We start from the raw sequence: 20,890 nt of genomic DNA on the forward strand, positions 1-20,890 counted from the left end.
CCGGAAGGCACCGAGATGGTGATGCCCGGCGACAACATCACGGTCGATGTCGAGCTGATCGTGCCGATCGCCATGGAAGAGAAGCTGCGCTTCGCCATCCGTGAAGGCGGCCGCACCGTCGGTGCCGGCATCGTCGTCACCATCAAAGAGTAATTAGACTTAAACCGATCTGTCGCGGGCGCGGAGTTGCCCGCGCCGCGCCAGAACAAGGAAGTGACGCATGAACGGACAGAATATCCGCATCCGCCTGAAGGCGTTTGATCACCGGGTGCTCGACGCCTCGACGAAAGAAATCGTGTCGACGGCCAAGCGCACCGGAGCAAACGTCCGCGGCCCCATTCCGCTGCCGACGCGGATCGAAAAGTTCACGGTCAACCGGTCGCCTCACGTCGACAAGAAGAGCCGCGAGCAGTTCGAGATGCGCACGCACAAGCGTCTGCTCGACATCGTCGATCCGACCCCGCAGACGGTCGATGCTTTGATGAAGCTCGATCTGGCCGCCGGTGTCGACGTCGAGATCAAGCTCTAAGGGAATGAGAGCGCGGTAAGGGGCGGTGCCCCTGGCCCGGAACTCTAAAGGAATTGAACCGATGCGTTCAGGTGTGATTGCAAAGAAGGTGGGAATGACCCGCATCTATAATGATGCCGGGGAACATGTTCCCGTCACGGTTCTCCAGATGGAGAACTGCCAGGTCGTGGCTCAGCGCACGCAGGAGAAGAACGGCTATACGGCCGTCCAGCTCGGCGTTGGCCTTGCCAAGGTGAAGAACACGTCGAAGGCGATGCGCGGCCATTTCGCGACCGCTTCCGTCGAGCCGAAGGCGAAGGTCGCCGAGTTCCGCGTCTCCGCCGACAACATGATCGATGTCGGCGCCGAGATCACCGTCGAGCATTTCGTCGCCGGCCAGAAGGTCGATGTGACGGGCACGACGATCGGTAAGGGTTTCCAGGGCGTCATCAAGCGCCACCACATGGGTGGTGGCCGCGCGACGCACGGTAACTCGGTTTCGCACCGTACGCACGGCTCGACCGGCCAGCGTCAGGACCCGGGCAAGGTGTTCAAGGGTAAGCATATGGCTGGCCACATGGGCGACACCCGCGTCACCACACAGAATGTCGAGATCGTTTCGACCGACGCCGATCGCGGCCTGATCCTGATCCGCGGTGCGGTTCCCGGATCTAAGGGCGCCTGGATCCTGGTCCGCGATGCGGCCAAGGTGGCACTGCCGGCCAATGCGCCGAAGCCTGCCGCGATCCGCGCTGTCGCGAAGAACGAGGCTCCGGCCGCAGAGGGAGCAGAATAATGGATCTCAAGATCACAACGCTTGGCGGCAAGGACGCCGGCAAGGTGAAACTCTCCGAGGAGATTTTCGGCCTTGATCCGCGCGAGGACATCCTGCAGCGCGTCGTGCGCTGGCAGCTGGCCAAGCGCCAGCAGGGCACGCACAAGGCCAAGGGCCGCGCCGAAATCGCGCGCACCGGCGCCAAGATGTACAAGCAGAAGGGTACGGGCCGCGCCCGCCACCATTCGGCACGCGCTCCGCAGTTCCGCGGCGGCGGCAAGGCCCACGGCCCGGTCGTTCGCAGCCACGAGCACGATCTGCCGAAGAAGGTGCGCGCCCTGGGCTTGCGCCATGCTCTCTCGGCCAAGGCCAAGAGCGCGTCGATCATCATCATCGACGAGCTGAAGCTGACCGAGGCCAAGACGAAGGCGCTGATCGCGAATTTCGCGACGCTGGGCCTGACCAACGCTTTGGTGATCGGCGGTGCCGAGCTTGACCAGAACTTCAAGCTGGCGGCGACCAACATCCCGAACATCGACGTGCTGCCCATCCAGGGCATCAACGTCTACGACATTCTTCGCCGCGGCACGCTGGTCCTTTCGAAGGCCGCCGTCGAGGCTCTCGAGGAGCGCTTTAAATGACCGACCTTCGTCATTACGACGTGATCGTCTCGCCGGCGATCACCGAAAAGTCGACCATGGCTTCCGAGAACAACCAGGTCGTCTTCAACGTCGCCAAGAAGGCGTCGAAGCCGGAAATCAAGGCCGCTGTCGAAGCGCTGTTTGGCGTCAAGGTTACGGCCGTGAACACGCTTGTCCGTAAGGGCAAGATCAAGCGCTTCCGCGGCACGATCGGCCGCCAGAGCGACGTCAAGAAGGCGATCGTGACGCTGGCCGACGGCCAGTCGATCGACGTCGCGACGGGTCTCTGAGCTAGGCCGCGAGGACAAGACAATGGCACTTAAAAAATTCAACCCGGTAACGCCGAGCACCCGCCAGCTGGTCATCGTCGACCGCTCGGGCCTCTACAAGGGCAAGCCCGTCAAGGGCCTGACCGAAGGCCTGACCAAGTCGGGCGGCCGCAACAATCACGGCCGCATCACGGCCCGCTTCATCGGCGGCGGTCACAAGCGTTCGTACCGCATCATCGACTTCAAGCGCCGCAAGTTCGACGTCGTCGGCACGGTCGAGCGCATTGAATACGATCCGAACCGCACCGCCTTCATCGCGCTGATCAAGTATGACGATGGCGAGCTGTCCTACATCATCGCCCCGCAGCGCCTTGCCGCCGGCGACAAGATCGTGGCCGGTGAATCGGTCGACGTGAAGCCGGGCAATGCGATGCCGCTGGCCTCGATGCCGGTCGGCACGATCGTCCACAACATCGAGCTGAAGCCGGGCAAGGGCGCCCAGGTTGCCCGTTCGGCCGGCGGCTACGGCCAGCTGGTCGGTCGCGACCAGGGCATGGCGATCCTGCGCCTCAACTCGGGCGAGCAGCGTGTCGTTCACGGCTCCTGCATGGCCACCGTCGGCGCCGTGTCGAACCCCGACCACGGCAACATCAACGACGGCAAGGCCGGCCGCACGGTCTGGCGCGGCAAGCGCCCGCACAATCGCGGCGTGACCATGAACCCGGTCGACCACCCGCATGGCGGTGGTGAAGGCCGCACCTCCGGTGGCCGTCATCCGGTCAGCCCGTGGGGCAAGCCGACCAAGGGCAAGAAGACGCGGTCCAACAAGGCGACCGACAAGTTCATCCTGCGCTCGCGCCATCAGCGCAAGAGCTAAGAAGAGGTAACGCCAAGTGACTCGTTCTATTTGGAAAGGCCCTTTCATCGACGGCTACCTTCTCAAGAAGGTGGACAAGGTTCGTGAAGGTGGTCGCAATGAGGTGATCAAGATGTGGAGCCGTCGCTCCACCATCCTGCCGCAGTTCGTCGGCTTCACCTTCGGTGTCTACAACGGCCAGAAGCATGTTCCTGTCTCGGTGAACGAGGACATGGTCGGTCACAAGTTCGGTGAATTCGCTCCGACCCGGACCTATTACGGTCACGGCGCGGATAAGAAGGCGAAGAGGAAATAATCATGGGCAAGGCCAAAGCTCCGCGCAGGCTTGCTGACAACGAAGCGCGCGCCGTTCTGCGCACGATCCGTATCAGCCCGCAGAAGCTGAACCTGGTTGCCGCGCTGATCCGCGGCAAGAAGGTCGCGACAGCGCTTTCCGACCTCGAATTCTCGGCCAAGCGGATTTCCGGCACGGTCAAGAAGACGCTGGAATCGGCGATCGCCAACGCGGAAAACAACCACGACCTCGACGTCGATGCGCTGATCGTGGCGGAAGCCTATGTCGGCAAGTCGATCGTCATGAAGCGTTTCCACGCTCGTGGCCGCGGTCGCGCCAGCCGTATCGAGAAGCCGTTCTCGCACCTCACGATCGTCGTTCGTGAAGTCGAAGAAAAAGGGGAGGCCGCATAATGGGCCAGAAAGTCAATCCGATCGGTCTGCGGCTCGGCATCAACCGCACCTGGGATTCGCGCTGGTTCGCGAACACCGGCGAGTACGGGAAGCTGCTGCATGAGGACATCAAGATCCGCAAGTATCTTGAGAAGGAACTCAAGCAGGCTGCGATCTCCAAGGTCGTGATCGAGCGTCCGCACAAGAAGTGCCGCGTCACCATCCATGCGGCGCGTCCGGGTCTGATCATCGGCAAGAAGGGCGCCGACATCGAGAAGCTTCGCAAGAAGCTGATGGAGATGACGAAGTCCGAGACGCACCTCAACATCGTTGAAGTGCGCAAGCCGGAAATCGACGCGACCCTGGTCGCCCAGTCGATCGCCCAGCAGCTCGAGCGCCGTATCGCGTTCCGCCGCGCCATGAAGCGCGCCGTTCAGTCGGCGATGCGCCTTGGTGCCGAAGGCATCCGCATCAACTGCGCCGGCCGTCTCGGCGGCGCCGAGATCGCGCGCATGGAATGGTACCGCGAAGGTCGCGTGCCGCTGCATACGCTGCGCGCAGATGTCGATTACGGCACGGCCGAAGCGAACACGGCTTACGGCATCTGCGGCGTCAAGGTCTGGGTGTTCAAGGGCGAAATCCTCGAGCACGATCCGATGGCTTCGGAGCGTCGCGCGACCGAGGGTGATGCTGCGCATGGCGGTGGTGGTGATCGCGAACGCGGTCGTCGTCGCGAAAACGCCTGATTATTTAGGAATTTGGAGTTAGAACGATGCTGCAGCCAAAGCGCACAAAGTTCCGCAAGCAGTTCAAGGGCCGTATCCATGGTACCGCAAAGGGCGGCACCAACCTGGATTTCGGTGGTTTCGGGCTGAAGGCGCTTGAGCCGAACCGCGTTACCGCGCGTGAGATCGAGGCGGCCCGCCGCGCGATCACTCGTGAGATGAAGCGTGCCGGCCGCGTGTGGATCCGTATTTTCCCAGACGTGCCGGTGACGTCGAAGCCGACCGAAGTGCGCATGGGCAAGGGCAAGGGCGCTGTCGACTACTGGGCGGCGCGCGTCAAGCCGGGCCGCATCATGTTCGAGATCGACGGCGTCAACGAAGAAACCGCCCGTGAGGCGCTGCGTCTCGGCGCGGCCAAGCTCTCGGTCAGGACGCGCTTCGTACAGCGCATCGCAGAATAAGGACGGGCTGATCATGAAAGCCGAAGACATCCGGACCAAGACCCAGGACCAGCTGACCGACGATCTGGCCAGCCTGAAGAAGGAGCAGTTCAACCTGCGCTTCCAGAAGGCCACCGGCCAGCTCGAGAAGACCGCGCGCGTGAGGCAGGTCCGCAAGGACATTGCGCGTATCAAGACCATCGCTGCGGAAAAGTCCGCGGCCAAGAAGGCTTAAGGACGAAAACCATGCCAAAGCGCATTCTGCAGGGCACCGTCGTCAGCGACAAGAACGAGAAGACGGTAGTCGTCAAGGTCGAACGGCGCTTCACGCATCCCGTGATGAAGAAGACCGTGCGCATGACCAAGAAGTACAAGGCGCACGACGAGAACAATGCCCACAAGGTTGGCGATCAGGTGTTCATCCAGGAATCGAAGCCGATTTCCAAGGACAAGCGCTGGATCGTCGTATCTTCGGATCAGGCGTAAACAACGAATTTTGGACAGACCGGGGAGGGGCTTCGAGCCCGTCCCGTTAGAAAAGAAGAAGGCGGCCAGTCATGATTCAGATGCAAACAAACCTCGACGTCGCGGATAATTCCGGCGCGCGTCGTGTCATGTGCATCAAGGTGCTGGGCGGCTCGAAGCGGAAATACGCTTCCGTGGGCGACATCATCGTGGTGTCGATCAAGGAAGCCATTCCGCGCGGCCGCGTTAAGAAGGGCGATGTGATGAAGGCGGTCGTGGTTCGCACGGCTAAGGACATCCGCCGCCCGGACGGCAGCGTGATCCGTTTCGACAAGAACGCGGCCGTTCTCGTCGACAACAAGAAAGAGCCGATCGGCACGCGTATCTTCGGACCGGTTCCGCGCGAACTCCGCGCCAAGAACCACATGAAGATCATCTCGCTCGCGCCTGAAGTGCTGTAAGGAGCCGGACCAATGCAAAAGATTAGAAAAGGCGACAAGGTCGTCGTGCTGGCCGGCAAGGACAAGGGCCGTTCGGGCGAAGTCCTCTCGGTTCAGCCGAAGGAAGACACCGCGCTGGTGCGCGGCGTCAACATGATCCGCCGTCACCAGAAGCAGTCCCAGTCCCAAGAGGGCGGGATCATCACCAAGGAAGCGCCGATCCAGCTGTCGAACATCGCGCTGGCCGACCCCAAGGATGGTAAGCCGACCCGCGTCGGTTTCATCTTCCAGAAGGACGGCAAGAAGGTGCGCGTCGCCAAGCGCTCGGGAGAAGTCATCAATGGCTAAGGCTCAAACCACGAAGCCCAAGGCTGAAAGCAAACAGTCCAAGGCCCAGAACACGCCGCGCCTCAAGCAGGTCTACAACGAGACCATTCGCAAGGCGCTGCAGGAGCAGTTCGGCTACGACAACGAGATGCAGGTTCCACGCATCGACAAGATCGTGCTGAACATGGGCGTCGGCGAAGCGACCGCGGATTCGAAGAAGCCTTCGATCGCGGCCGAAGACCTGGCGATGATCGCCGGCCAGAAGGCCGTCGTTACCCGCGCCCGCAACTCCATCGCCGGCTTCAAGGTCCGCGAGAAGATGCCGATCGGCGCCAAGGTCACGCTGCGCAAGGAACGCATGTACGAGTTCCTCGACCGCCTCGTGAACATCGCACTGCCGCGCGTTCGCGACTTTCGCGGACTGAATCCGAAGAGCTTCGATGGCCGTGGCAACTATGCCATGGGCATCAAGGAACACATCGTGTTCCCGGAGATCAACTACGACAAGGTTGATCAGATCTGGGGCATGGACGTCATCGTTTGTACGACTGCGAAGACGGACGACGAAGCCAGGGCATTGCTCAAGGCCTTCAACTTCCCCTTCCGCCAGTAACGGCAGCGAGAAAAGGAAAAATCTGAAATGGCAAAGACCAGCTCAGTCGAGAAGAACAACAGGCGCCGCAAGCTTGCCGACCAGTACGGTCCCAAGCGCGCTGCGCTGAAGGCGATCATCATGGACCAGTCCAAGCCGATGGAAGAGCGCTTCCGCGCTCAGCTGAAGCTGGCTGCCCTGCCGCGCAACTCGGCCAAGATCCGCATCCGCAACCGCTGCGAAGTGACGGGGCGCCCGCGCGCCTACTATCGCAAGCTCAAAGTATCGCGCATCGCGCTTCGTGATCTCGGCAATAACGGCCAGATCCCGGGCCTGGTCAAGTCGAGCTGGTAAGGAGGACATAACATGTCATTGAGCGATCCTCTCGGCGATATGCTGACCCGCATCCGCAACGCGTACGGCCGCAAGAAGTCGAGCGTTTCGACGCCGGCCTCGCGCCTGCGTACCCGCGTCCTCGACGTGCTGAAGGCTGAAGGCTATATCCGCGACTACAGCCAGACCGACTTCGACAACGGCAAGTCCGAGATCGAAATCGAGCTGAAGTATTTCGACGGTGCTCCGGTCGTGCGCGAAATCGCCCGCGTCTCGAAGCCTGGTCGCCGCGTTTACGTTTCGGCCAAGTCGATTCCGCACGTCGCCAACGGCCTCGGCATCGCCATTCTTTCGACGCCGAAGGGCGTGATGGCCGATCACGAAGCACGCGAACAGAATGTCGGCGGCGAAATCCTCTGCCAGATTTTCTAATTCGGCAGACCTGAAACAAGAGAAGTGACGAGGACAACCAAATGTCTCGTATTGGAAAGAAACCCGTTTCGCTGCCGCAGGGCGTGACCGCGACCGTCAACGGCCAGACCGTGACGGCGAAGGGCCCCAAGGGCGAGCTGAAGTTCGTGGTGAACGACGAAGTGCTGGTCAAGATGGAAGGCAGCGAGATCGCTGTCCAGCCGCGCGACCAGACCAAGACCGCCCGCTCCAAGTGGGGCATGTCGCGCACGCAGATCGTCAACATCCTGCAGGGCGTCAAGGACGGTTTCGAGAAGAAGCTCGAGATCACCGGCGTCGGCTATCGCGCCGCCCTTCAGGGCAAGAACCTGCAGCTGGCTCTTGGCTTCAGCCATGACGTCGTCTACGAGACGCCGGCAGGCATCACCATCACTGTGCCGAAGCCGACGGAAATCACCGTGACCGGCATCGACAAGCAGCAGGTCGGCCAGGTTGCCGCCGAGATCCGCGAGTATCGCGGTCCCGAGCCCTACAAGGGCAAGGGTGTCCGCTATGCCGGCGAGAAGATCGTTCGCAAGGAAGGCAAGAAGAAGTAAGTTTAACGCCGCGGGGAGCGGTCGCGGGAGGCGCTTTCGCCTACCGCACAAGGCGGCCCCCGTTTTTTGAAGGCAAGGAAGACCATCATGGGTACCAAGGAATCCACGCAGCGCCGTGCGCAGCGCGTTCGCCGCCAGATCAAGAAGGTCGCCGGCGAGCGTCCGCGTCTGTCGGTCCACCGCACGTCGAAGAACATCTACGTGCAGGTTATCGACGACGCCAAGGGCCACACCATTGTCGCCGCTTCGACGCTTGAGAAGGACCTCAAGGGTTCGCTCAAGACCGGCGCCGACACCGCGGCTGCGGCCGCGATCGGCAAGCTGATCGCCGAGCGCGCCGCCAAGGCTGGCGTCAAGGAAGTCGTCTTCGACCGCGGCGCCTACATCTATCACGGCCGCGTCAAGGCGCTGGCCGAGGCTGCCCGCGAAGGTGGCCTGAGCTTCTAAACAATTTTCGCCCCCGGTGACCCACAGAGGCACCGGATCTTATCAGCAACCGTGCTTCCGGAAAAAAACAAGGAACAGGATATGGCACAGGAACGTAGGGATGGCGGCCGCGGCCGCGATCGTGAAGAGCGCGATGACGGCATGGTGGACAAGCTCGTCCACATCAACCGCGTCGCCAAGGTCGTCAAGGGCGGCCGTCGCTTCGGTTTTGCAGCACTCGTCGTCGTCGGCGACCAGAAGGGCCGCGTCGGCTTTGGTCACGGCAAGGCGCGCGAAGTGCCGGAAGCCATCCGCAAGGCAACCGAATCGGCAAAGCGCGACATGATTTTCGTGCCGCTGCGCTCGGGCCGCACGCTGCACCACGACGTCGAGGGACGTTGGGGCGCTGGCCGCGTGCTGCTGCGCGCTGCCAAGCAGGGTACCGGCATCATCGCCGGCGGCCCGATGCGCGCTGTCTTCGAGACGCTCGGCATGCATGACGTGGTTGCCAAGTCGATGGGTTCGTCGAACCCCTACAACATGGTTCGCGCCACGTTCGACGCGCTGAAGAGCCAGATGCATCCCAAGGATGTGGCTGCTGCGCGCGGCATCAAGTATTCGACCCTTCAGGCCCGCCGCGGCACCGCCGTTGCGGCTGAAGAATAGTCGATCTGACCAGGGATTTTGACCATGGCCAAGAAAGCAACCAAGACCATCACCGTTGAGCAGATCGGTTCGCCGATCCGCCGCCCGAAGGAACAGCGCGCAACGCTGGTCGGCCTCGGCCTCAACAAGATGCACAAGCAGCGCACGCTGGAGGACACTCCCTCGGTGCGCGGCATGATCGCTGCCGTCCAGCATCTCGTCCGCGTCGTGGACGAGGGCTGAGCAAAAGCGCAGGAGAACCCAGATGAAACTCAACGATCTGCGTGACAAGGACGGCGCGACGCACTCCAAGAAGCGTCTCGGCCGTGGCATCGGCTCCGGCTCGGGCAAGACCGGCGGTCGCGGCGTCAAGGGCCAGAAGGCGCGCTCCGGCGTCGCCATCAACGGCTTCGAGGGTGGCCAGATGCCGCTCTACCGGCGCCTGCCGAAGCGTGGCTTCAACAACATCTTCGCCAAGAGCTTTGTCGTCGTGTCACTGGCCCGTATCCAGACGGCGCTCGATGCCAAGAAGCTCGACGCCAAGGCGACCGTGACGGCTGAGGCACTCGTTGCCGCCGGCGTCATCCGCCGCGTCAAGGACGGCGTGCGCATCCTTTCGGATGGCGAGCTCAAGGCAAAGCTTGCCTTCGACGTCGCCGGCGCCTCAAAGGCTGCGATCGAGAAGATCGAAAAGGCCGGTGGTTCGGTCAAGCTGCCGGAGCAGGCTGCTGCCGAGTAACGGCAATTTGAAGCGCGCTTGGCAGGGACGGCCTCCGTTTTTGCTCACGATTGCGCTTTGATCCGATCAATTAAGCGGCCGCGTCAACGCGGCCGCTTGCATGTTGAGAGCCCGGAGCTTATCTCGTGAGCTTCGGTGAAACGCGCCGCCTGAGCTGCGGGCATCGAGCGTGACCAAGCGGAGAATCAGGCATGGCTTCGGCTGCTGAACAACTAGCCTCGAATCTGAATTTTGCGGCCTTCGCCAAGGCGGAGGACCTGAAGAAGCGAATCTGGTTCACCGTCGGCGCGCTGCTCGTTTATCGCCTCGGCACCTATATCCCGCTGCCCGGCATCAACCCGGACGCCTTCGCCCAGGCCTTCTCTTCGCAGGCCAAGGGCGTGCTCGGCATGTTCAACATGTTTGCCGGCGGCGCCGTGCAGCGCATGGCGATCTTCGCGCTCGGCATCATGCCTTACATCTCGGCCTCCATCATCATGCAGCTGATGACCTCGGTCATTCCGTCGCTGGAAGCGCTGAAGAAGGAAGGCGAGCAGGGCCGCAAGGTCATCAACCAGTACACGCGCTACGGCACGGTGCTTTTGGCGCTGGTGCAGGCCTACGGCATTTCGGTGGGCCTCGAAGGCGGTAACGGCATCGTCAACGATCCCGGCATGTTCTTCCGCATCTCGACCGTGGTCACCCTGGTCGGCGGTACCATGTTCCTGATGTGGCTTGGCGAGCAGATCACCGCGCGCGGCATCGGCAACGGCATTTCGCTGATCATCTTCTCCGGCATCGTCGCCGGCCTGCCGCGCGCCATCTCCGGCACGCTGGAGCTCGGTCGCACCGGTGCGTTATCGACTGGCCTCATTCTCGCGATCATCGTGCTGGCCATCATCGTCATTGCGCTGATCGTCTTCTTCGAGCGCGCCCAGCGCCGCCTGCTGATCCAGTATCCGAAGCGCCAAGTCGGCAACCGCATGTTCCAGGGTGACACGTCGCATCTGCCGCTGAAGCTCAACACGTCGGGCGTCATTCCGCCGATCTTCGCGTCGTCGCTGCTGCTTTTGCCGGCAACGGTCGCCGGCTTCTCGCAGACGACGAACCTGCCGGCCTGGGCAAGCACCGTGCTCGCCTCGCTCGGCCACGGCCAGCCGCTCTACATGCTGTTTTATGCCGGCATGATCGTGTTCTTCGCCTTCTTCTATACGGCCATCGTGTTCAACCCGAAGGACACCGCCGACCAGCTCAAGAAGCATTCCGGCTTCATCCCGGGCTACCGTCCGGGTGAGCGCACCGCCGATTACATCGACTATGTCCTGACGCGCATCACCGTCGTCGGCGCCATCTATCTGGTGGTGGTGTGCCTGCTGCCCGAATTCCTGATTTCGGCGACTGGCGTACCTTTCTACCTCGGTGGCACATCGCTTCTGATCGTGGTCAGTGTAACCCTCGATACGGTGGCGCAGATTCAGGGTCACCTGATCGCGCACCAGTATGAGGGCCTGATCAAGAAGTCGAAGTTGCGCGGGGGGAAGAAGGCCAGATGAGATTGATATTGCTTGGGCCGCCAGGAGCGGGCAAGGGGACGCAAGCACAAAGACTGGTAGAGAAATACGGCATACCCCAGTTGTCGACGGGCGACATGCTGCGGGCCGCCGTGCAGGCCGGCACCGAAGTCGGCAAGCGCGCCAAAGCGGTGATGGACGCCGGCGAGCTGGTTTCCGACGCCATCGTCAACGCCATCGTGGCCGAGCGCATCGATCAGCCCGATTGCGCCAACGGTTTCATCCTCGACGGCTATCCCCGCACGCTGGTGCAGGCCGATGCGGTTGAATCGATGCTTGCCGAGCGCGGCATCGGCCTCGATGCCGTGATCGAGTTCGTCGTCGACGACAAGGCGCTGGTCGGCCGCATCGTCAAGCGCGCCGAAGACGCCAAGGTCGCCGGCCAGCCGGTGCGCAAGGACGACAACCCGGTGGTGTTCGAAGAGCGTCTGCGGGAATATTACAAGAAGACCGCCCCGCTGATTGGCTATTACTACGCCAAACGCACGCTGAAGAGCGTCGATGGCATGGCCGGCATCGACACTGTGACAGCCGAGATCGAAGCGCTGCTCAAGGCAGTGACGCGGGAGACCGTTACGGCAAAGTAAAGATTGCGCTTGACTGGAACGGTTCGCTGGGTTATGGCGGCCCGTCTTCCTATCAGGCATGAGGCTTGCTTGTCCGCAAGGGCAAGGCAGCCGCATTGAAACTAGGAAACTCCCGCATGGGCCGGCCTCCACCGGACGCGGGGTAATTTTGAACAGCGCCGGGCCCTGCCTTTTGAAGGTTGGCCGGCCCACATGGAGAAGAGAAGAATATGGCTCGTATAGCCGGCGTCAACATTCCGACCAACAAGCGCGTCGTCATTGCGCTTCAGTACATTCACGGCATTGGCAAGAAGTTCGCCCAGGAGATCGTCGACAAGGTCGGCATCCCGGCCGAGCGCCGCGTCAACCAGCTGACCGACGCGGAAGTGCTGCAGATCCGCGAGACCATCGACCGCGACTACCAGGTCGAAGGCGACCTGCGCCGCGAAGTGTCGATGAACATCAAGCGTCTGATGGACCTCGGCTGCTACCGCGGCCTGCGTCACCGCCGCTCGCTGCCGGTTCGCGGCCAGCGCACGCACACCAATGCACGCACCCGCAAGGGCCCGGCCAAGTCGATCGCCGGCAAGAAGAAGTAATTTAGGGCAGTAAGGGAGTAGGGCAGTAAGGCAATAGGACCGGCAGACATTCTGCCCTACTGCCATATTCCCCTACTGCCTTTCTCCTAGGTGGAGCCGCTGGCATTACGGCGGTGTAGAGATCAACTGAAAGGACTATCATGGCCAAGGAAGCCGCTCGTGTTCGCCGTCGCGAACGCAAGAACATCTCGTCGGGCGTTGCCCACGTCAATTCGACCTTCAACAACACGATGATCACCATCACCGACGCGCAGGGCAATTCGATTGCCTGGTCGTCGGCCGGTGCCCAGGGCTTCAAGGGTTCGCGCAAGTCGACCCCGTTCGCCGCCCAGATGGCCGCCGAAGACGTCGCCAAGAAGGCCCAGGAACACGGCATGCGCATGCTCGAAGTCGAGGTCTGCGGACCTGGCTCCGGTCGTGAATCGGCGCTTCGCGCCCTGCAGGCGGCCGGCTTCACCATCACCTCGATCCGTGATGTGACGCCGATCCCGCACAATGGCTGCCGCCCGCGCAAGAAGCGCCGCGTCTAAGACATTACCGACCGCCGCGCGAGCGCCTCTGGCGCTCCTCCACGGCACTCCAGGTCGCCCGCCACGATTGGATGGTGGCGGGTCAACGGAAGGAAAGCATCATGATCCAGAAAAATTGGCAGGAACTGATCAAGCCGAACAAGATCGAGTTCTCGTCGAAGAAGAAGACGCTGACCACGCTGGTCGCCGAGCCGCTCGAACGCGGCTTCGGCCTGACGCTCGGCAACGCGCTGCGCCGCGTGCTTCTGTCTTCGCTGCGCGGTGCGGCTGTGACCGCCGTGCAGATCGACGGCGTTCTGCATGAATTCTCGTCGATCGCCGGTGTGCGTGAAGACGTGACCGACATCGTGCTCAACATCAAGGAAATCGCCATCCGCATGGAAGGCGATGGCCCCAAGCGCATGGTCGTTCGCAAGCAGGGCCCGGGTGCGGTTCTGGCCGGCGACATCCAGACGGTTGGCGACGTCGAGATCCTCAACCCCGACCACGTCATCTGCACGCTGGACGAAGGCGCTGAAATCCGCATGGAATTCACCGTCGACACCGGCAAGGGCTACGTGCCTGCAGAGCGCAACCGCGCCGAAGACGCGCCGATCGGCCTGATCCCGGTCGACAGCCTGTATTCGCCGGTCAAGAAGGTCTCCTACAAGGTCGAAAACACCCGCGAGGGCCAGGTTCTCGACTATGACAAGCTGACCATGACCATCGAGACCGACGGTTCGATCTCGGGCGAAGACGCAGTGGCTTTCGCCGCCCGCATCCTGCAGGACCAGCTCGGCCTGTTCGTCAACTTCGACGAGCCGCAGAAGGAAGTCGCCACCGAAGCTGTCACCGAGCTCGCCTTCAACCCGGCGCTGCTCAAGAAGGTCGACGAACTCGAGCTTTCGGTGCGTTCGGCCAACTGCCTGAAGAACGACAACATCGTCTACATCGGCGATCTCATCCAGAAGACCGAAGCCGAGATGCTGCGCACCCCGAACTTCGGCCGCAAGTCGCTGAACGAGATCAAGGAAGTGCTCGCGGCGATGGGCCTGCACCTCGGCATGGAAGTGCCGGACTGGCCGCCGGAAAACATCGAAGACCTCGCCAAGCGTTACGAAGACCAATATTGAGCATGAAGTTCCAAGGATCGGCGGCTTAGGCCGCCCGATCCGACGGTCATGCGGAAAACCATCAGAGGCCGTGGCCTCTTGAACAACTGAAGAAGGAAAAGAGCCATGCGCCACGGTTTCAAAGGCCGTCGCTTCGCCAGAAGCATTAGCCATCGCAAGTCGATGTTCGCCAACCTCGCCGTGTCGCTGCTCGAGCACGAGCAGATCGTCACCACCTTGCCGAAGGCGAAGGACCTGCGTCCGATCGTCGAGAAGCTGGTGACGCTCGGCAAGCGCGGCGACCTGCACGCCCGCCGCCAGGTCATCGCCCAGATCGGCAATGAAGGCGTCGTCAAGCGTCTGTTCGACACGATCGCGCCGCGCTACGCCGACCGCAATGGTGGCTATCTGCGCATCATGAAGGCGGGCTTCCGCCACGGCGACAATGCCGCCATGGCGGTCATCGAGTTCGTCGATCGCGACACCGACGCCAAGGGCGCCGGCGACCGCGCTCGCCTCGAGGCCGAAGGCGCCAATGAGGAAACCGCTGCCGCATAAGGCTCGGTTTTCCAGCAATGACTTCAAGGGGCCTTCGGGCCCCTTTTGTTTTGCCTTTCTGTGACCGGCTATCGAAGCAGATTCAGATAGTCCTGACCGGTCAACGAGCGCCAGCTGAATGCCCCAGGCATCTCTTCCCTGACGGTCTGCGGGTATGAATAAATGCTGTCGACCTTGGTTCGAGAGTCGATTGCCCGAACAAGCTGGGACAGCGTCGATTCGTTCAGATATTCAATCGCTTCTCGATCGCCAATGAACGCAGTGGCGACCTGGAAGTGAATCTGGATGCAGCCAGCGCAGATGTTCAGCAGGATAGCGTCGCTCAGCGCTGCATAGTAGACGGTCGTTTGTTGGGTTCCCCACAGACCTGCCGCAAGGAATTCCGAGGGTTTCGTTGAACCGCTAAACCCATCCAAGGACAACTTCAGCTGTTCTGTCAGAGACTCAGACTTGCCCCTGAGTTGCGTCGCGCCTTCGATCTGAAACCAGTTCATCTGGTATGGAGCGATGCTGTCGAAAGAAATCTCCAGCGGGCCGAAACACCAATAAAGCGGAACAAGGTCGCCATCGTCGATATTCCAGCCGTCAGGTGAACCGAGTGTCTCGGCGACCTCAATCAGTTTCATGCCCGGCCTCACCGGTCCCAAGTTGCCGGTGACCAGAAAATCACGGAAATGAAGCGAGCTGTTTTTTCATGCGATCGACAACGGTACCGGTTGCAGACAGAGCTTTAGCCGATTACTGGGCTGAAAATAATTCGATTTCATCGCCTTAGCCTTTCATTCTGCACAATCGTCGGGACAATGACGCCCGATCTGGAGGATTCGGAATGCACTTCAAACGGCTGTTTCTTGTTGCCCTTTGCGCGCTGGCCGCCTTTGCCGCGGCACCGGCCGTGAGGCAGGCGCTGGCCGAGGATGCCGCCAAGCCAGCCGATCCGGGGCTCTCCGATGTGCTGACCGATCTGTTGCATGGCGTCGAGGGCGAGAACGGCACCTCCGGTCCCGACAAGCGCGTGCCGTTCGGCCGCGAAGAGGTGCAGCTTTCGTTTGCGCCACTGGTCAAGCAGACGGCGCCGGCGGTGGTCAATGTTTATGCCTCGCAGACGGCCAAGGTCACGTCGCCCTTCGACGGTGATCCTTTCTTCGAGGAATTCTTCGGTCGCGCGCAGCCGCGCGCGCAATCTTCGCTCGGCTCGGGCGTGCTGGTTGACCCGAGTGGCGTGGTCGTCACCAATTTCCACGTCATCAAGGACGCCGACGAGGTCAAGGTCGCGACCGCGGACGGGCGCGAATTCACCTCGAAGGTCATGCTCAAGGACGAGACGCTCGACCTTGCCGTGCTCAAGATCACCTCCGACAAGCCGTTTCCGGTGATCGCCATCGGCGATTCCGACGCGCTCGAGGTCGGCGACCTGGTGCTGGCGATCGGCAATCCGTTCGGCGTCGGCCAGACCACCACCAGCGGCATCGTTTCGGCACTTGCCCGCAGCCATATCGGCGTTTCGGATTCGGGCTATTTCATCCAGACCGACGCCGCCATCAATCCCGGCAATTCCGGCGGCGCGCTGATCAACATGGGCGGCCAGCTGGTCGGCATCAACACCGCCATTTACAGCCGCAGCGGCGGCTCGATCGGCATCGGCTTTGCCATCCCAGCCAACATGGTGCGCGCCTTCGCCGACGCGGCCAAGGCCGGGCTCGATTTCTTCGAGCGACCCTATATCGGCGCCGAGTTCGAGGCGGTCACACCGCAGATCGCCGAATCGCTCGGCATGGAGAAGCCGACGGGCGCGCTGGTGTCGTCGGTCGAGGAAGCTGGACCGGCAGCCAAGGCAGGGCTGAAGCCCGGCGATGTCGTACTGCAGCTTAACGGCACGACCGTCGAAGGCATCGAGGCGCTGGATTACCGCATGGCAACGCTGTCGATCGGCACCAAGGCGACCTTCGCCGTCCTGAGCAAGGGCCAGCAGGCGACGATGGAGATTGCGCTGGAGCGCGCGCCGGAGGGCGCCAAGGCCTCGGAAGTGACGCTGCATGGCCGCAGCCCGTTCTCGGGCGCCAAGGTCGCGGAGCTGTCGCCCAGGCTTGCCCAGCGGCTTGGCCTGCGCACCGACCTCAAGGGCGTCACCGTAGTCGACATCAACCGCGATTCGCCGGCTGCCGATTTCGGCTTCCAACCCGGCGACATCGTGCGCGAGGTGAACGGCACGACTGTCGATACGGCTGCCACACTGGCGCAGCTCTCGCAGCAGGACACGCGCTGGTGGCGCTTTACCGTCGAGCGCGGCGGGCAGATACTGCGCCAGGTGTTGCGTTACTGAGGCGATCTTCCCATCTTCAGAGCATGATCCCGAAAAGTGGGAACCGGTTTTCGGATAAGATCATGCTCCAAAAGAGTGGGATCGCTCCAACAAAAAGACTTGCATGGCCGATCTGTTCAGCGTCGATGAACCGGAAAGAGCGCCACCCGGCCGGCCGCTCGCCGACCGGCTGCGCCCGAAGAACCTTGGCGAGGTTGTCGGCCAAGAGCATCTGACCGGGCCCGATGGCGCGCTGACGCGGCTGATCAATTCCGGCTCGCTCGGCTCGATGATTTTTTGGGGGCCGCCGGGGACCGGCAAGACGACCGTTGCGCGGCTGCTGGCCGGCGAGACCAGCCTTGCCTTCGAGCAGATATCGGCGGTGTTTTCCGGCGTTGCCGACCTGAAGAAGGTGTTCGAGGCGGCGAAGCTGCGCCGCGCCAATGGCCGCCAGACGCTGCTGTTCGTCGACGAGATCCATCGCTTCAACCGCGCCCAGCAGGATTCTTTCCTGCCGGTCATGGAGGACGGCACGGTCGTGCTCGTCGGCGCCACGACGGAGAATCCCTCTTTCGAGCTCAATGCCGCGCTTCTGTCGCGCGCGCGGGTGCTGGTGTTCCATTCGCTGGGCGAGGAGAGCATCGCCAAACTGATGACGCGGGCGGAGGAGGCCGAGGGTAGGGCGCTGCCGCTCGACGACGAGGCGCTGGCGATGCTCATCCGCATGAGCGATGGCGACGGTCGTGCCTCGCTGACCTTGGCCGAAGAGGTCTGGCGCGCCGCCAAACCTGGCGAAGTTTTCGATCCCGAAGGGCTGCAGCGCATCGTCCAGCGCCGTGCGCCGATCTACGACAAGGGCCAGGACGGCCACTACAATCTGATCTCGGCGCTGCACAAATCGGTGCGCGGGTCCGATCCAGACGCGGCCCTCTATTATCTCGCCCGCATGTTCGATGCCGGCGAGGATCCGCTCTATCTCGGCCGCCGGCTGGTGCGCATGGCGATGGAGGATATCGGGCTGGCCGACCCGCAGGCGCTGATCGTCGCCAATGCCGCCAAGGACGCCTATGACTATCTGGGCTCGCCCGAAGGCGAACTCGCCTTCGCCGAGGCGACCGTCTATCTCGCCACCGCGCCCAAATCCAACGCCGTCTACACCGCCTTCAAGGCGGCCACGCGGGCGGCGAAGGAGTTCGGCTCGCTGCTGCCGCCCAAGCACATCCTCAACGCGCCGACCAAGCTGATGAAAGAGGAGGATTACGGCGCCGGCTACCGCTACGACCATGACCAGCCCGATGCCTTTTCCGGCCAGGACTATTTTCCGGAAAAGATGGGCCGGCAGACCTTTTACGATCCGCCCGAACGCGGCTTCGAGCGCGATATCCGGAAACGGCTGGACTATTGGGCGAAGCTGCGCAGCGAGCGGGAAAAATAGGCTTGCGCGCGCCTGTGGTTTTGTCGGCGCCGGACGAAATCCCGCCATGGGGCATTCCCACCTCCGTCCTTCTCCTGTGCACTGAACTAAAGTGGAGTACGCAACTCCAGACATTTTGCTTGGCGGCCACCGAGAGCACCCGGGCGCCGCGCGATGGCATTGTGCGTGGGGACAAAAGACCCTATCAAGGCGCACGGCCTCGGGGGTGGCCGTCGCCAAGATGCTTGGCGATTGTCGTCGCAACAGGAATCGCGCCCGACGGCGCGAGAAAAAAATGAAAAAATCCGTTCGTAAATCCCTTCGCCAGGCTGTGATTGCGCTACCGCTTCTCGCACTAGGCTTCTATTTCATCCCGATCCTGACGACGATCTGGATCGTCTGCGGCCTGATCGATGTGCTGCGCAACGCCAACAAGGACCTGTCGCTGTTTCGCGGCTATTTCCTCGGCAACGGCATTTTCACCTGGCTCTTGTCGCCCTTCAACCTTCTGGTCGATCTGCTTAGCTACCGGAACCCGGGCGTGTGGAAGCTGGAGCAGTTTCCCGCTGACTATCAGCGCGAGGTCAATGAGGTTCTCGACGTCTTCAAGGCGCGCAAGGACGAGATCATCGCCGATATCGACGCCAATTTCGGCACCGGCCGTCGCGGCATGTATGTCTATCAATGGTACGGCAAGCACAAGATCGACAACGTCGCCGAATTCAACAAGGATTTCAAATACATCAAGACCATTGCCGTCTCGGTCTTCAGGGGCAAGGAATCGACCTCCTGGCATTTCGGACCGCTGCGGCTCAGCCTGCGCATCCTCTACAATCTCCTGCCGGTGAAGGCAGAGGTTTTCGTCGAGTGCAACGGCGCCAGGAACTACTGGCACGACAACCCGCTCTATATTTTCGACGACACGCTGCTGCACCGCTCGGTCAACGAGTATGACGGGCGCCGCTACTGCGTGTTCATGGACATCATCCGTCCGTCGCCATTCCCCGGCTTCATCGCCGGCCTTCTCGCCATCGTTTCGGTCACCGTCGAGCGCATCAATTCCATGTTCTACAAGAACTGGAAGATGATCGGCTCGAGCAAGGCAAAGAAGGTCGAGACAACCTGACGCGTAGTCTTGACCGGCAAGAGGGAACGCGATGTATCACCTGTTGCTTGTCTGCCTTGGCGGCGCGATCGGCGCGATGGCCCGCTTCTTCCTGTCCGGCTTCATCGCCCGCCGAGTCGGCGAGACCTTTCCCTGGGGTACGATGGTCGTCAACGTCTCGGGGGCGTTTGCGATCGGCGTCGTCGCGCATGCGGTGGCGCGCGACGGAATGCCCGCCTTCTGGGCCTTTGCAGTCACCGGCTGCCTCGGCTGCTATACCACGGTCTCTTCCTTCAGCCTGCAGACGCTGGCGCTGGCGCGCGAGGGTGAATGGTTGCGCGCCGGCGGCAATGTGCTGCTTTCGGTTGTTCTGAGCCTTGGCGGCGTGGCGCTGGGCTTTGCCGCCGGAAATCTCCTGATCGGCAACGGGGCGCCATGAGCAGTCCGCGGAAGCTTCGCTCCGGCGGAACGGACGCTGCCGCGGCAGGGCACGCGGCGCGCCTCGTTGGCTGGCCTAAAACGAGTGAAACGGTTCGGATCTATGCTACCGTGGCAGCCGGCAGCATGATCGGCGGCGTGCTGCGGGCGCTTGTCTCATTGGCGAGCAATGCCTTGTGGGGCAGTGGATTCCCCCTCGGCACGCTCCTCGTGAACATTGTCGGCTCGTTCCTCATCGGCTTCTATGCGACATTGACGGGGCCGGAAGGCCGGGTCTTCGCCAGCCCGTTGCAGCGCCAGTTCTTCATGGCCGGCTTCTGCGGCGGCCTGACGACCTTCTCCGCGTTCAGCCTTGAAACGCTCATCCTCGCGCAAGGCGGGAAGCTTGTGGCGGCGGGGCTCAATATCGCGATCTCCGTGGTGGCGTGGCTTGCCGCCGTCTGGCTTGGCCACATCTTTGCAATGCGCCTCAACCGACTGAGAGGATCCGGGTAATGAAAATACCGACGCAGGCGCAATTGCTGCGCATATTCATCGGCGAGAACGACAGGGCAGAGGGCCGTCCGCTGTATGAGGCGATCGTGCTCAAGGCCCGCGAAATGCAGATTGCCGGCGCGACCGTCCTGCGCGGAGCGATGGGGTTCGGCCATTCCAGCCGGCTTCATACCACGAAGATCCTCCGTTTGTCGGAGGATCTGCCCCTTGTGATCGAGATCGTCGATGGCGAGGAAAAGATAGCCGCTTTCCTGCCAATACTTGAGACAATCATGACAAGCGGTCTGATCACGCTGGAGAAAGTTCAGGTTCTGCAATATGGAACCGACAACGAATGACCGAGTATGAGGTTGCGGGTGCCGGCGAA

Annotated in this window: 35 protein-coding genes; 34 read left to right on the forward strand and 1 reads right to left on the reverse strand. The window is 62.0% G+C overall.

Translation table 11 applies throughout. From position 1 onward, the window contains the following. From AC04SH_RS00005 to rplQ, 28 genes are all read left to right on the forward strand, one after another. Positions 1–153: EF-Tu C-terminal domain-related protein (locus AC04SH_RS00005; protein WP_477278374.1), on the forward strand; the 153-nt coding region annotated here is incomplete at its 5' end. A 67-nt stretch (positions 154–220) separates the two neighbouring features. Continuing rightward, on the forward strand, positions 221–529 hold the full coding sequence (gene rpsJ, locus AC04SH_RS00010; protein WP_010909272.1) for a 30S ribosomal protein S10: 309 nt from the start codon (positions 221–223) through the stop codon (positions 527–529). 61 nt (positions 530–590) lie between these two features. Beyond that, complete coding sequence (gene rplC / locus AC04SH_RS00015) at positions 591–1,304, forward strand: 50S ribosomal protein L3 (RefSeq protein ID WP_112395064.1); 714 nt, start codon at positions 591–593, stop codon at positions 1,302–1,304. Beyond that, positions 1,304–1,924: a 50S ribosomal protein L4 gene (rplD, locus tag AC04SH_RS00020; protein WP_023672750.1), complete on the forward strand. Its 621-nt coding sequence runs from the start codon at positions 1,304–1,306 to the stop codon at positions 1,922–1,924. Before rplC ends, rplD begins: the two co-directional genes overlap by 1 nt. Beyond that, on the forward strand, positions 1,921–2,214 hold the full coding sequence (locus tag AC04SH_RS00025) for a 50S ribosomal protein L23 (RefSeq protein WP_023672751.1): 294 nt from the start codon (positions 1,921–1,923) through the stop codon (positions 2,212–2,214). The genes rplD and AC04SH_RS00025 overlap by 4 nt, the downstream gene beginning before the upstream one ends. Before the next feature lie 22 nt (positions 2,215–2,236). Beyond that, entirely contained in the window at positions 2,237–3,070 is an 834-nt protein-coding gene (gene rplB / locus AC04SH_RS00030; protein WP_023706515.1) for a 50S ribosomal protein L2, read from the forward strand. A 16-nt stretch (positions 3,071–3,086) separates the two neighbouring features. Continuing rightward, positions 3,087–3,365: a 30S ribosomal protein S19 gene (gene rpsS / locus AC04SH_RS00035; RefSeq protein ID WP_006205463.1), complete on the forward strand. Its 279-nt coding sequence runs from the start codon at positions 3,087–3,089 to the stop codon at positions 3,363–3,365. 2 nt (positions 3,366–3,367) lie between these two features. Then, on the forward strand, positions 3,368–3,757 hold the full coding sequence (gene rplV, locus AC04SH_RS00040; RefSeq protein WP_006205462.1) for a 50S ribosomal protein L22: 390 nt from the start codon (positions 3,368–3,370) through the stop codon (positions 3,755–3,757). After that, positions 3,757–4,482: a 30S ribosomal protein S3 gene (rpsC, locus tag AC04SH_RS00045; protein ID WP_013895697.1), complete on the forward strand. Its 726-nt coding sequence runs from the start codon at positions 3,757–3,759 to the stop codon at positions 4,480–4,482. Before rplV ends, rpsC begins: the two co-directional genes overlap by 1 nt. Before the next feature lie 26 nt (positions 4,483–4,508). Then, on the forward strand, positions 4,509–4,922 hold the full coding sequence (rplP, locus tag AC04SH_RS00050) for a 50S ribosomal protein L16 (RefSeq protein WP_006205460.1): 414 nt from the start codon (positions 4,509–4,511) through the stop codon (positions 4,920–4,922). A gap of 13 nt (positions 4,923–4,935) precedes the next feature. Beyond that, positions 4,936–5,136, forward strand: a complete 201-nt coding sequence (gene rpmC / locus AC04SH_RS00055; protein ID WP_006205459.1) for a 50S ribosomal protein L29 — start codon at positions 4,936–4,938, stop codon at positions 5,134–5,136. An 11-nt stretch (positions 5,137–5,147) separates the two neighbouring features. Beyond that, positions 5,148–5,387 (forward strand): 30S ribosomal protein S17, encoded by a 240-nt coding sequence (gene rpsQ, locus AC04SH_RS00060; RefSeq protein WP_010909280.1) that lies wholly within the window; start codon positions 5,148–5,150, stop codon positions 5,385–5,387. A gap of 71 nt (positions 5,388–5,458) precedes the next feature. Further along, positions 5,459–5,827 carry a 50S ribosomal protein L14 gene (gene rplN, locus AC04SH_RS00065; RefSeq protein WP_006205457.1) on the forward strand — a complete coding sequence of 123 codons (369 nt, stop codon included), beginning with the start codon at positions 5,459–5,461 and terminating at the stop codon, positions 5,825–5,827. A 12-nt stretch (positions 5,828–5,839) separates the two neighbouring features. Beyond that, on the forward strand, positions 5,840–6,154 hold the full coding sequence (gene rplX / locus AC04SH_RS00070; protein ID WP_013531428.1) for a 50S ribosomal protein L24: 315 nt from the start codon (positions 5,840–5,842) through the stop codon (positions 6,152–6,154). Then, complete coding sequence (gene rplE / locus AC04SH_RS00075; protein WP_013531429.1) at positions 6,147–6,746, forward strand: 50S ribosomal protein L5; 600 nt, start codon at positions 6,147–6,149, stop codon at positions 6,744–6,746. The genes rplX and rplE overlap by 8 nt, the downstream gene beginning before the upstream one ends. Positions 6,747–6,773: 27 nt before the next feature. Further along, positions 6,774–7,079: a 30S ribosomal protein S14 gene (rpsN, locus tag AC04SH_RS00080; RefSeq protein WP_010909282.1), complete on the forward strand. Its 306-nt coding sequence runs from the start codon at positions 6,774–6,776 to the stop codon at positions 7,077–7,079. Between the two features lie 12 nt (positions 7,080–7,091). Next, complete coding sequence (gene rpsH, locus AC04SH_RS00085) at positions 7,092–7,490, forward strand: 30S ribosomal protein S8 (RefSeq protein ID WP_006205453.1); 399 nt, start codon at positions 7,092–7,094, stop codon at positions 7,488–7,490. 41 nt (positions 7,491–7,531) lie between these two features. Then, positions 7,532–8,065 carry a 50S ribosomal protein L6 gene (gene rplF, locus AC04SH_RS00090; RefSeq protein ID WP_023682603.1) on the forward strand — a complete coding sequence of 178 codons (534 nt, stop codon included), beginning with the start codon at positions 7,532–7,534 and terminating at the stop codon, positions 8,063–8,065. Between the two features lie 87 nt (positions 8,066–8,152). After that, positions 8,153–8,512 carry a 50S ribosomal protein L18 gene (gene rplR, locus AC04SH_RS00095; RefSeq protein WP_112562358.1) on the forward strand — a complete coding sequence of 120 codons (360 nt, stop codon included), beginning with the start codon at positions 8,153–8,155 and terminating at the stop codon, positions 8,510–8,512. An 81-nt stretch (positions 8,513–8,593) separates the two neighbouring features. Further along, entirely contained in the window at positions 8,594–9,157 is a 564-nt protein-coding gene (rpsE, locus tag AC04SH_RS00100) for a 30S ribosomal protein S5 (RefSeq protein ID WP_006333394.1), read from the forward strand. A gap of 24 nt (positions 9,158–9,181) precedes the next feature. Continuing rightward, entirely contained in the window at positions 9,182–9,379 is a 198-nt protein-coding gene (gene rpmD, locus AC04SH_RS00105; RefSeq protein WP_006205449.1) for a 50S ribosomal protein L30, read from the forward strand. Between the two features lie 22 nt (positions 9,380–9,401). After that, complete coding sequence (gene rplO / locus AC04SH_RS00110; protein ID WP_112395071.1) at positions 9,402–9,875, forward strand: 50S ribosomal protein L15; 474 nt, start codon at positions 9,402–9,404, stop codon at positions 9,873–9,875. Positions 9,876–10,066: 191 nt separating this feature from the next. Next, a complete protein-coding gene (gene secY, locus AC04SH_RS00115) occupies positions 10,067–11,407 on the forward strand; it encodes a preprotein translocase subunit SecY (protein WP_488573474.1) in 1,341 nt (446 codons plus the stop codon). Next, on the forward strand, positions 11,404–12,012 hold the full coding sequence (locus tag AC04SH_RS00120) for an adenylate kinase (RefSeq protein WP_477238192.1): 609 nt from the start codon (positions 11,404–11,406) through the stop codon (positions 12,010–12,012). The genes secY and AC04SH_RS00120 overlap by 4 nt, the downstream gene beginning before the upstream one ends. A gap of 209 nt (positions 12,013–12,221) precedes the next feature. Beyond that, complete coding sequence (gene rpsM / locus AC04SH_RS00125; RefSeq protein ID WP_006205445.1) at positions 12,222–12,590, forward strand: 30S ribosomal protein S13; 369 nt, start codon at positions 12,222–12,224, stop codon at positions 12,588–12,590. A gap of 140 nt (positions 12,591–12,730) precedes the next feature. Next, entirely contained in the window at positions 12,731–13,120 is a 390-nt protein-coding gene (rpsK, locus tag AC04SH_RS00130) for a 30S ribosomal protein S11 (RefSeq protein ID WP_006205444.1), read from the forward strand. A 101-nt stretch (positions 13,121–13,221) separates the two neighbouring features. Next, positions 13,222–14,232, forward strand: a complete 1,011-nt coding sequence (locus tag AC04SH_RS00135; RefSeq protein WP_032933403.1) for a DNA-directed RNA polymerase subunit alpha — start codon at positions 13,222–13,224, stop codon at positions 14,230–14,232. Positions 14,233–14,337: 105 nt separating this feature from the next. After that, positions 14,338–14,769, forward strand: coding sequence for a 50S ribosomal protein L17 (rplQ, locus tag AC04SH_RS00140; RefSeq protein WP_477267127.1), 432 nt, complete (start codon positions 14,338–14,340; stop codon positions 14,767–14,769). A gap of 68 nt (positions 14,770–14,837) precedes the next feature. On the opposite strand, the gene AC04SH_RS00145 is transcribed toward rplQ, so the two are convergent. Continuing rightward, positions 14,838–15,395 carry a hypothetical protein gene (locus AC04SH_RS00145; protein ID WP_488573475.1) on the reverse strand — a complete coding sequence of 186 codons (558 nt, stop codon included), beginning with the start codon at positions 15,393–15,395 and terminating at the stop codon, positions 14,838–14,840. Positions 15,396–15,598: 203 nt separating this feature from the next. Here AC04SH_RS00145 and AC04SH_RS00150 point away from each other — a divergent pair, with 203 nt between their 5' ends. The 6 genes from AC04SH_RS00150 (at position 15,599) to AC04SH_RS00175 (ending at position 20,861) form a co-directional block, all read left to right on the forward strand. Next, positions 15,599–17,092 carry a DegQ family serine endoprotease gene (locus tag AC04SH_RS00150; protein WP_488573476.1) on the forward strand — a complete coding sequence of 498 codons (1,494 nt, stop codon included), beginning with the start codon at positions 15,599–15,601 and terminating at the stop codon, positions 17,090–17,092. A gap of 103 nt (positions 17,093–17,195) precedes the next feature. After that, complete coding sequence (locus AC04SH_RS00155) at positions 17,196–18,506, forward strand: replication-associated recombination protein A (protein WP_488573477.1); 1,311 nt, start codon at positions 17,196–17,198, stop codon at positions 18,504–18,506. Between the two features lie 274 nt (positions 18,507–18,780). Further along, positions 18,781–19,611 (forward strand): aspartyl/asparaginyl beta-hydroxylase domain-containing protein, encoded by an 831-nt coding sequence (locus AC04SH_RS00160; protein ID WP_488573478.1) that lies wholly within the window; start codon positions 18,781–18,783, stop codon positions 19,609–19,611. A gap of 31 nt (positions 19,612–19,642) precedes the next feature. Continuing rightward, positions 19,643–20,029 (forward strand): fluoride efflux transporter CrcB, encoded by a 387-nt coding sequence (crcB, locus tag AC04SH_RS00165; RefSeq protein WP_488573479.1) that lies wholly within the window; start codon positions 19,643–19,645, stop codon positions 20,027–20,029. Between the two features lie 110 nt (positions 20,030–20,139). Continuing rightward, on the forward strand, positions 20,140–20,523 hold the full coding sequence (crcB, locus tag AC04SH_RS00170; protein WP_488573480.1) for a fluoride efflux transporter CrcB: 384 nt from the start codon (positions 20,140–20,142) through the stop codon (positions 20,521–20,523). Beyond that, positions 20,523–20,861, forward strand: a complete 339-nt coding sequence (locus tag AC04SH_RS00175; protein ID WP_488573481.1) for a DUF190 domain-containing protein — start codon at positions 20,523–20,525, stop codon at positions 20,859–20,861. Before crcB (AC04SH_RS00170) ends, AC04SH_RS00175 begins: the two co-directional genes overlap by 1 nt. Positions 20,862–20,890: the final 29 nt, after the last annotated feature.

The sequence above is a fragment of the Mesorhizobium sp. CNPSo 4688 genome (assembly GCF_057784295.1).

Excerpts from the sequence above, each read along its gene's own strand:
- rpsJ (WP_010909272.1), top strand. The coding sequence starts at position 221 with ATGAACGGACAGAATATCCGCATCCGCCTGAAGGCGTTTGATCACCGG.
- rplC (WP_112395064.1), top strand. The coding sequence starts at position 591 with ATGCGTTCAGGTGTGATTGCAAAGAAGGTGGGAATGACCCGCATCTAT.
- rplD (WP_023672750.1), top strand. The coding sequence starts at position 1,304 with ATGGATCTCAAGATCACAACGCTTGGCGGCAAGGACGCCGGCAAGGTG.
- AC04SH_RS00025 (WP_023672751.1), top strand. The coding sequence starts at position 1,921 with ATGACCGACCTTCGTCATTACGACGTGATCGTCTCGCCGGCGATCACC.
- rplB (WP_023706515.1), top strand. The coding sequence starts at position 2,237 with ATGGCACTTAAAAAATTCAACCCGGTAACGCCGAGCACCCGCCAGCTG.
- rplV (WP_006205462.1), top strand. The coding sequence starts at position 3,368 with ATGGGCAAGGCCAAAGCTCCGCGCAGGCTTGCTGACAACGAAGCGCGC.
- rpsC (WP_013895697.1), top strand. The coding sequence starts at position 3,757 with ATGGGCCAGAAAGTCAATCCGATCGGTCTGCGGCTCGGCATCAACCGC.
- rplP (WP_006205460.1), top strand. The coding sequence starts at position 4,509 with ATGCTGCAGCCAAAGCGCACAAAGTTCCGCAAGCAGTTCAAGGGCCGT.
- rpmC (WP_006205459.1), top strand. The coding sequence starts at position 4,936 with ATGAAAGCCGAAGACATCCGGACCAAGACCCAGGACCAGCTGACCGAC.
- rpsQ (WP_010909280.1), top strand. The coding sequence starts at position 5,148 with ATGCCAAAGCGCATTCTGCAGGGCACCGTCGTCAGCGACAAGAACGAG.
- rplN (WP_006205457.1), top strand. The coding sequence starts at position 5,459 with ATGATTCAGATGCAAACAAACCTCGACGTCGCGGATAATTCCGGCGCG.
- rplX (WP_013531428.1), top strand. The coding sequence starts at position 5,840 with ATGCAAAAGATTAGAAAAGGCGACAAGGTCGTCGTGCTGGCCGGCAAG.
- rplE (WP_013531429.1), top strand. The coding sequence starts at position 6,147 with ATGGCTAAGGCTCAAACCACGAAGCCCAAGGCTGAAAGCAAACAGTCC.
- rpsN (WP_010909282.1), top strand. The coding sequence starts at position 6,774 with ATGGCAAAGACCAGCTCAGTCGAGAAGAACAACAGGCGCCGCAAGCTT.
- rpsH (WP_006205453.1), top strand. The coding sequence starts at position 7,092 with ATGTCATTGAGCGATCCTCTCGGCGATATGCTGACCCGCATCCGCAAC.
- rplF (WP_023682603.1), top strand. The coding sequence starts at position 7,532 with ATGTCTCGTATTGGAAAGAAACCCGTTTCGCTGCCGCAGGGCGTGACC.
- rplR (WP_112562358.1), top strand. The coding sequence starts at position 8,153 with ATGGGTACCAAGGAATCCACGCAGCGCCGTGCGCAGCGCGTTCGCCGC.
- rpsE (WP_006333394.1), top strand. The coding sequence starts at position 8,594 with ATGGCACAGGAACGTAGGGATGGCGGCCGCGGCCGCGATCGTGAAGAG.
- rpmD (WP_006205449.1), top strand. The coding sequence starts at position 9,182 with ATGGCCAAGAAAGCAACCAAGACCATCACCGTTGAGCAGATCGGTTCG.
- rplO (WP_112395071.1), top strand. The coding sequence starts at position 9,402 with ATGAAACTCAACGATCTGCGTGACAAGGACGGCGCGACGCACTCCAAG.
- secY (WP_488573474.1), top strand. The coding sequence starts at position 10,067 with ATGGCTTCGGCTGCTGAACAACTAGCCTCGAATCTGAATTTTGCGGCC.
- AC04SH_RS00120 (WP_477238192.1), top strand. The coding sequence starts at position 11,404 with ATGAGATTGATATTGCTTGGGCCGCCAGGAGCGGGCAAGGGGACGCAA.
- rpsM (WP_006205445.1), top strand. The coding sequence starts at position 12,222 with ATGGCTCGTATAGCCGGCGTCAACATTCCGACCAACAAGCGCGTCGTC.
- rpsK (WP_006205444.1), top strand. The coding sequence starts at position 12,731 with ATGGCCAAGGAAGCCGCTCGTGTTCGCCGTCGCGAACGCAAGAACATC.
- AC04SH_RS00135 (WP_032933403.1), top strand. The coding sequence starts at position 13,222 with ATGATCCAGAAAAATTGGCAGGAACTGATCAAGCCGAACAAGATCGAG.
- rplQ (WP_477267127.1), top strand. The coding sequence starts at position 14,338 with ATGCGCCACGGTTTCAAAGGCCGTCGCTTCGCCAGAAGCATTAGCCAT.
- AC04SH_RS00145 (WP_488573475.1), bottom strand. The coding sequence starts at position 15,395 with ATGAAACTGATTGAGGTCGCCGAGACACTCGGTTCACCTGACGGCTGG.
- AC04SH_RS00150 (WP_488573476.1), top strand. The coding sequence starts at position 15,599 with ATGCACTTCAAACGGCTGTTTCTTGTTGCCCTTTGCGCGCTGGCCGCC.
- AC04SH_RS00155 (WP_488573477.1), top strand. The coding sequence starts at position 17,196 with ATGGCCGATCTGTTCAGCGTCGATGAACCGGAAAGAGCGCCACCCGGC.
- AC04SH_RS00160 (WP_488573478.1), top strand. The coding sequence starts at position 18,781 with ATGAAAAAATCCGTTCGTAAATCCCTTCGCCAGGCTGTGATTGCGCTA.
- crcB (WP_488573479.1), top strand. The coding sequence starts at position 19,643 with ATGTATCACCTGTTGCTTGTCTGCCTTGGCGGCGCGATCGGCGCGATG.
- AC04SH_RS00175 (WP_488573481.1), top strand. The coding sequence starts at position 20,523 with ATGAAAATACCGACGCAGGCGCAATTGCTGCGCATATTCATCGGCGAG.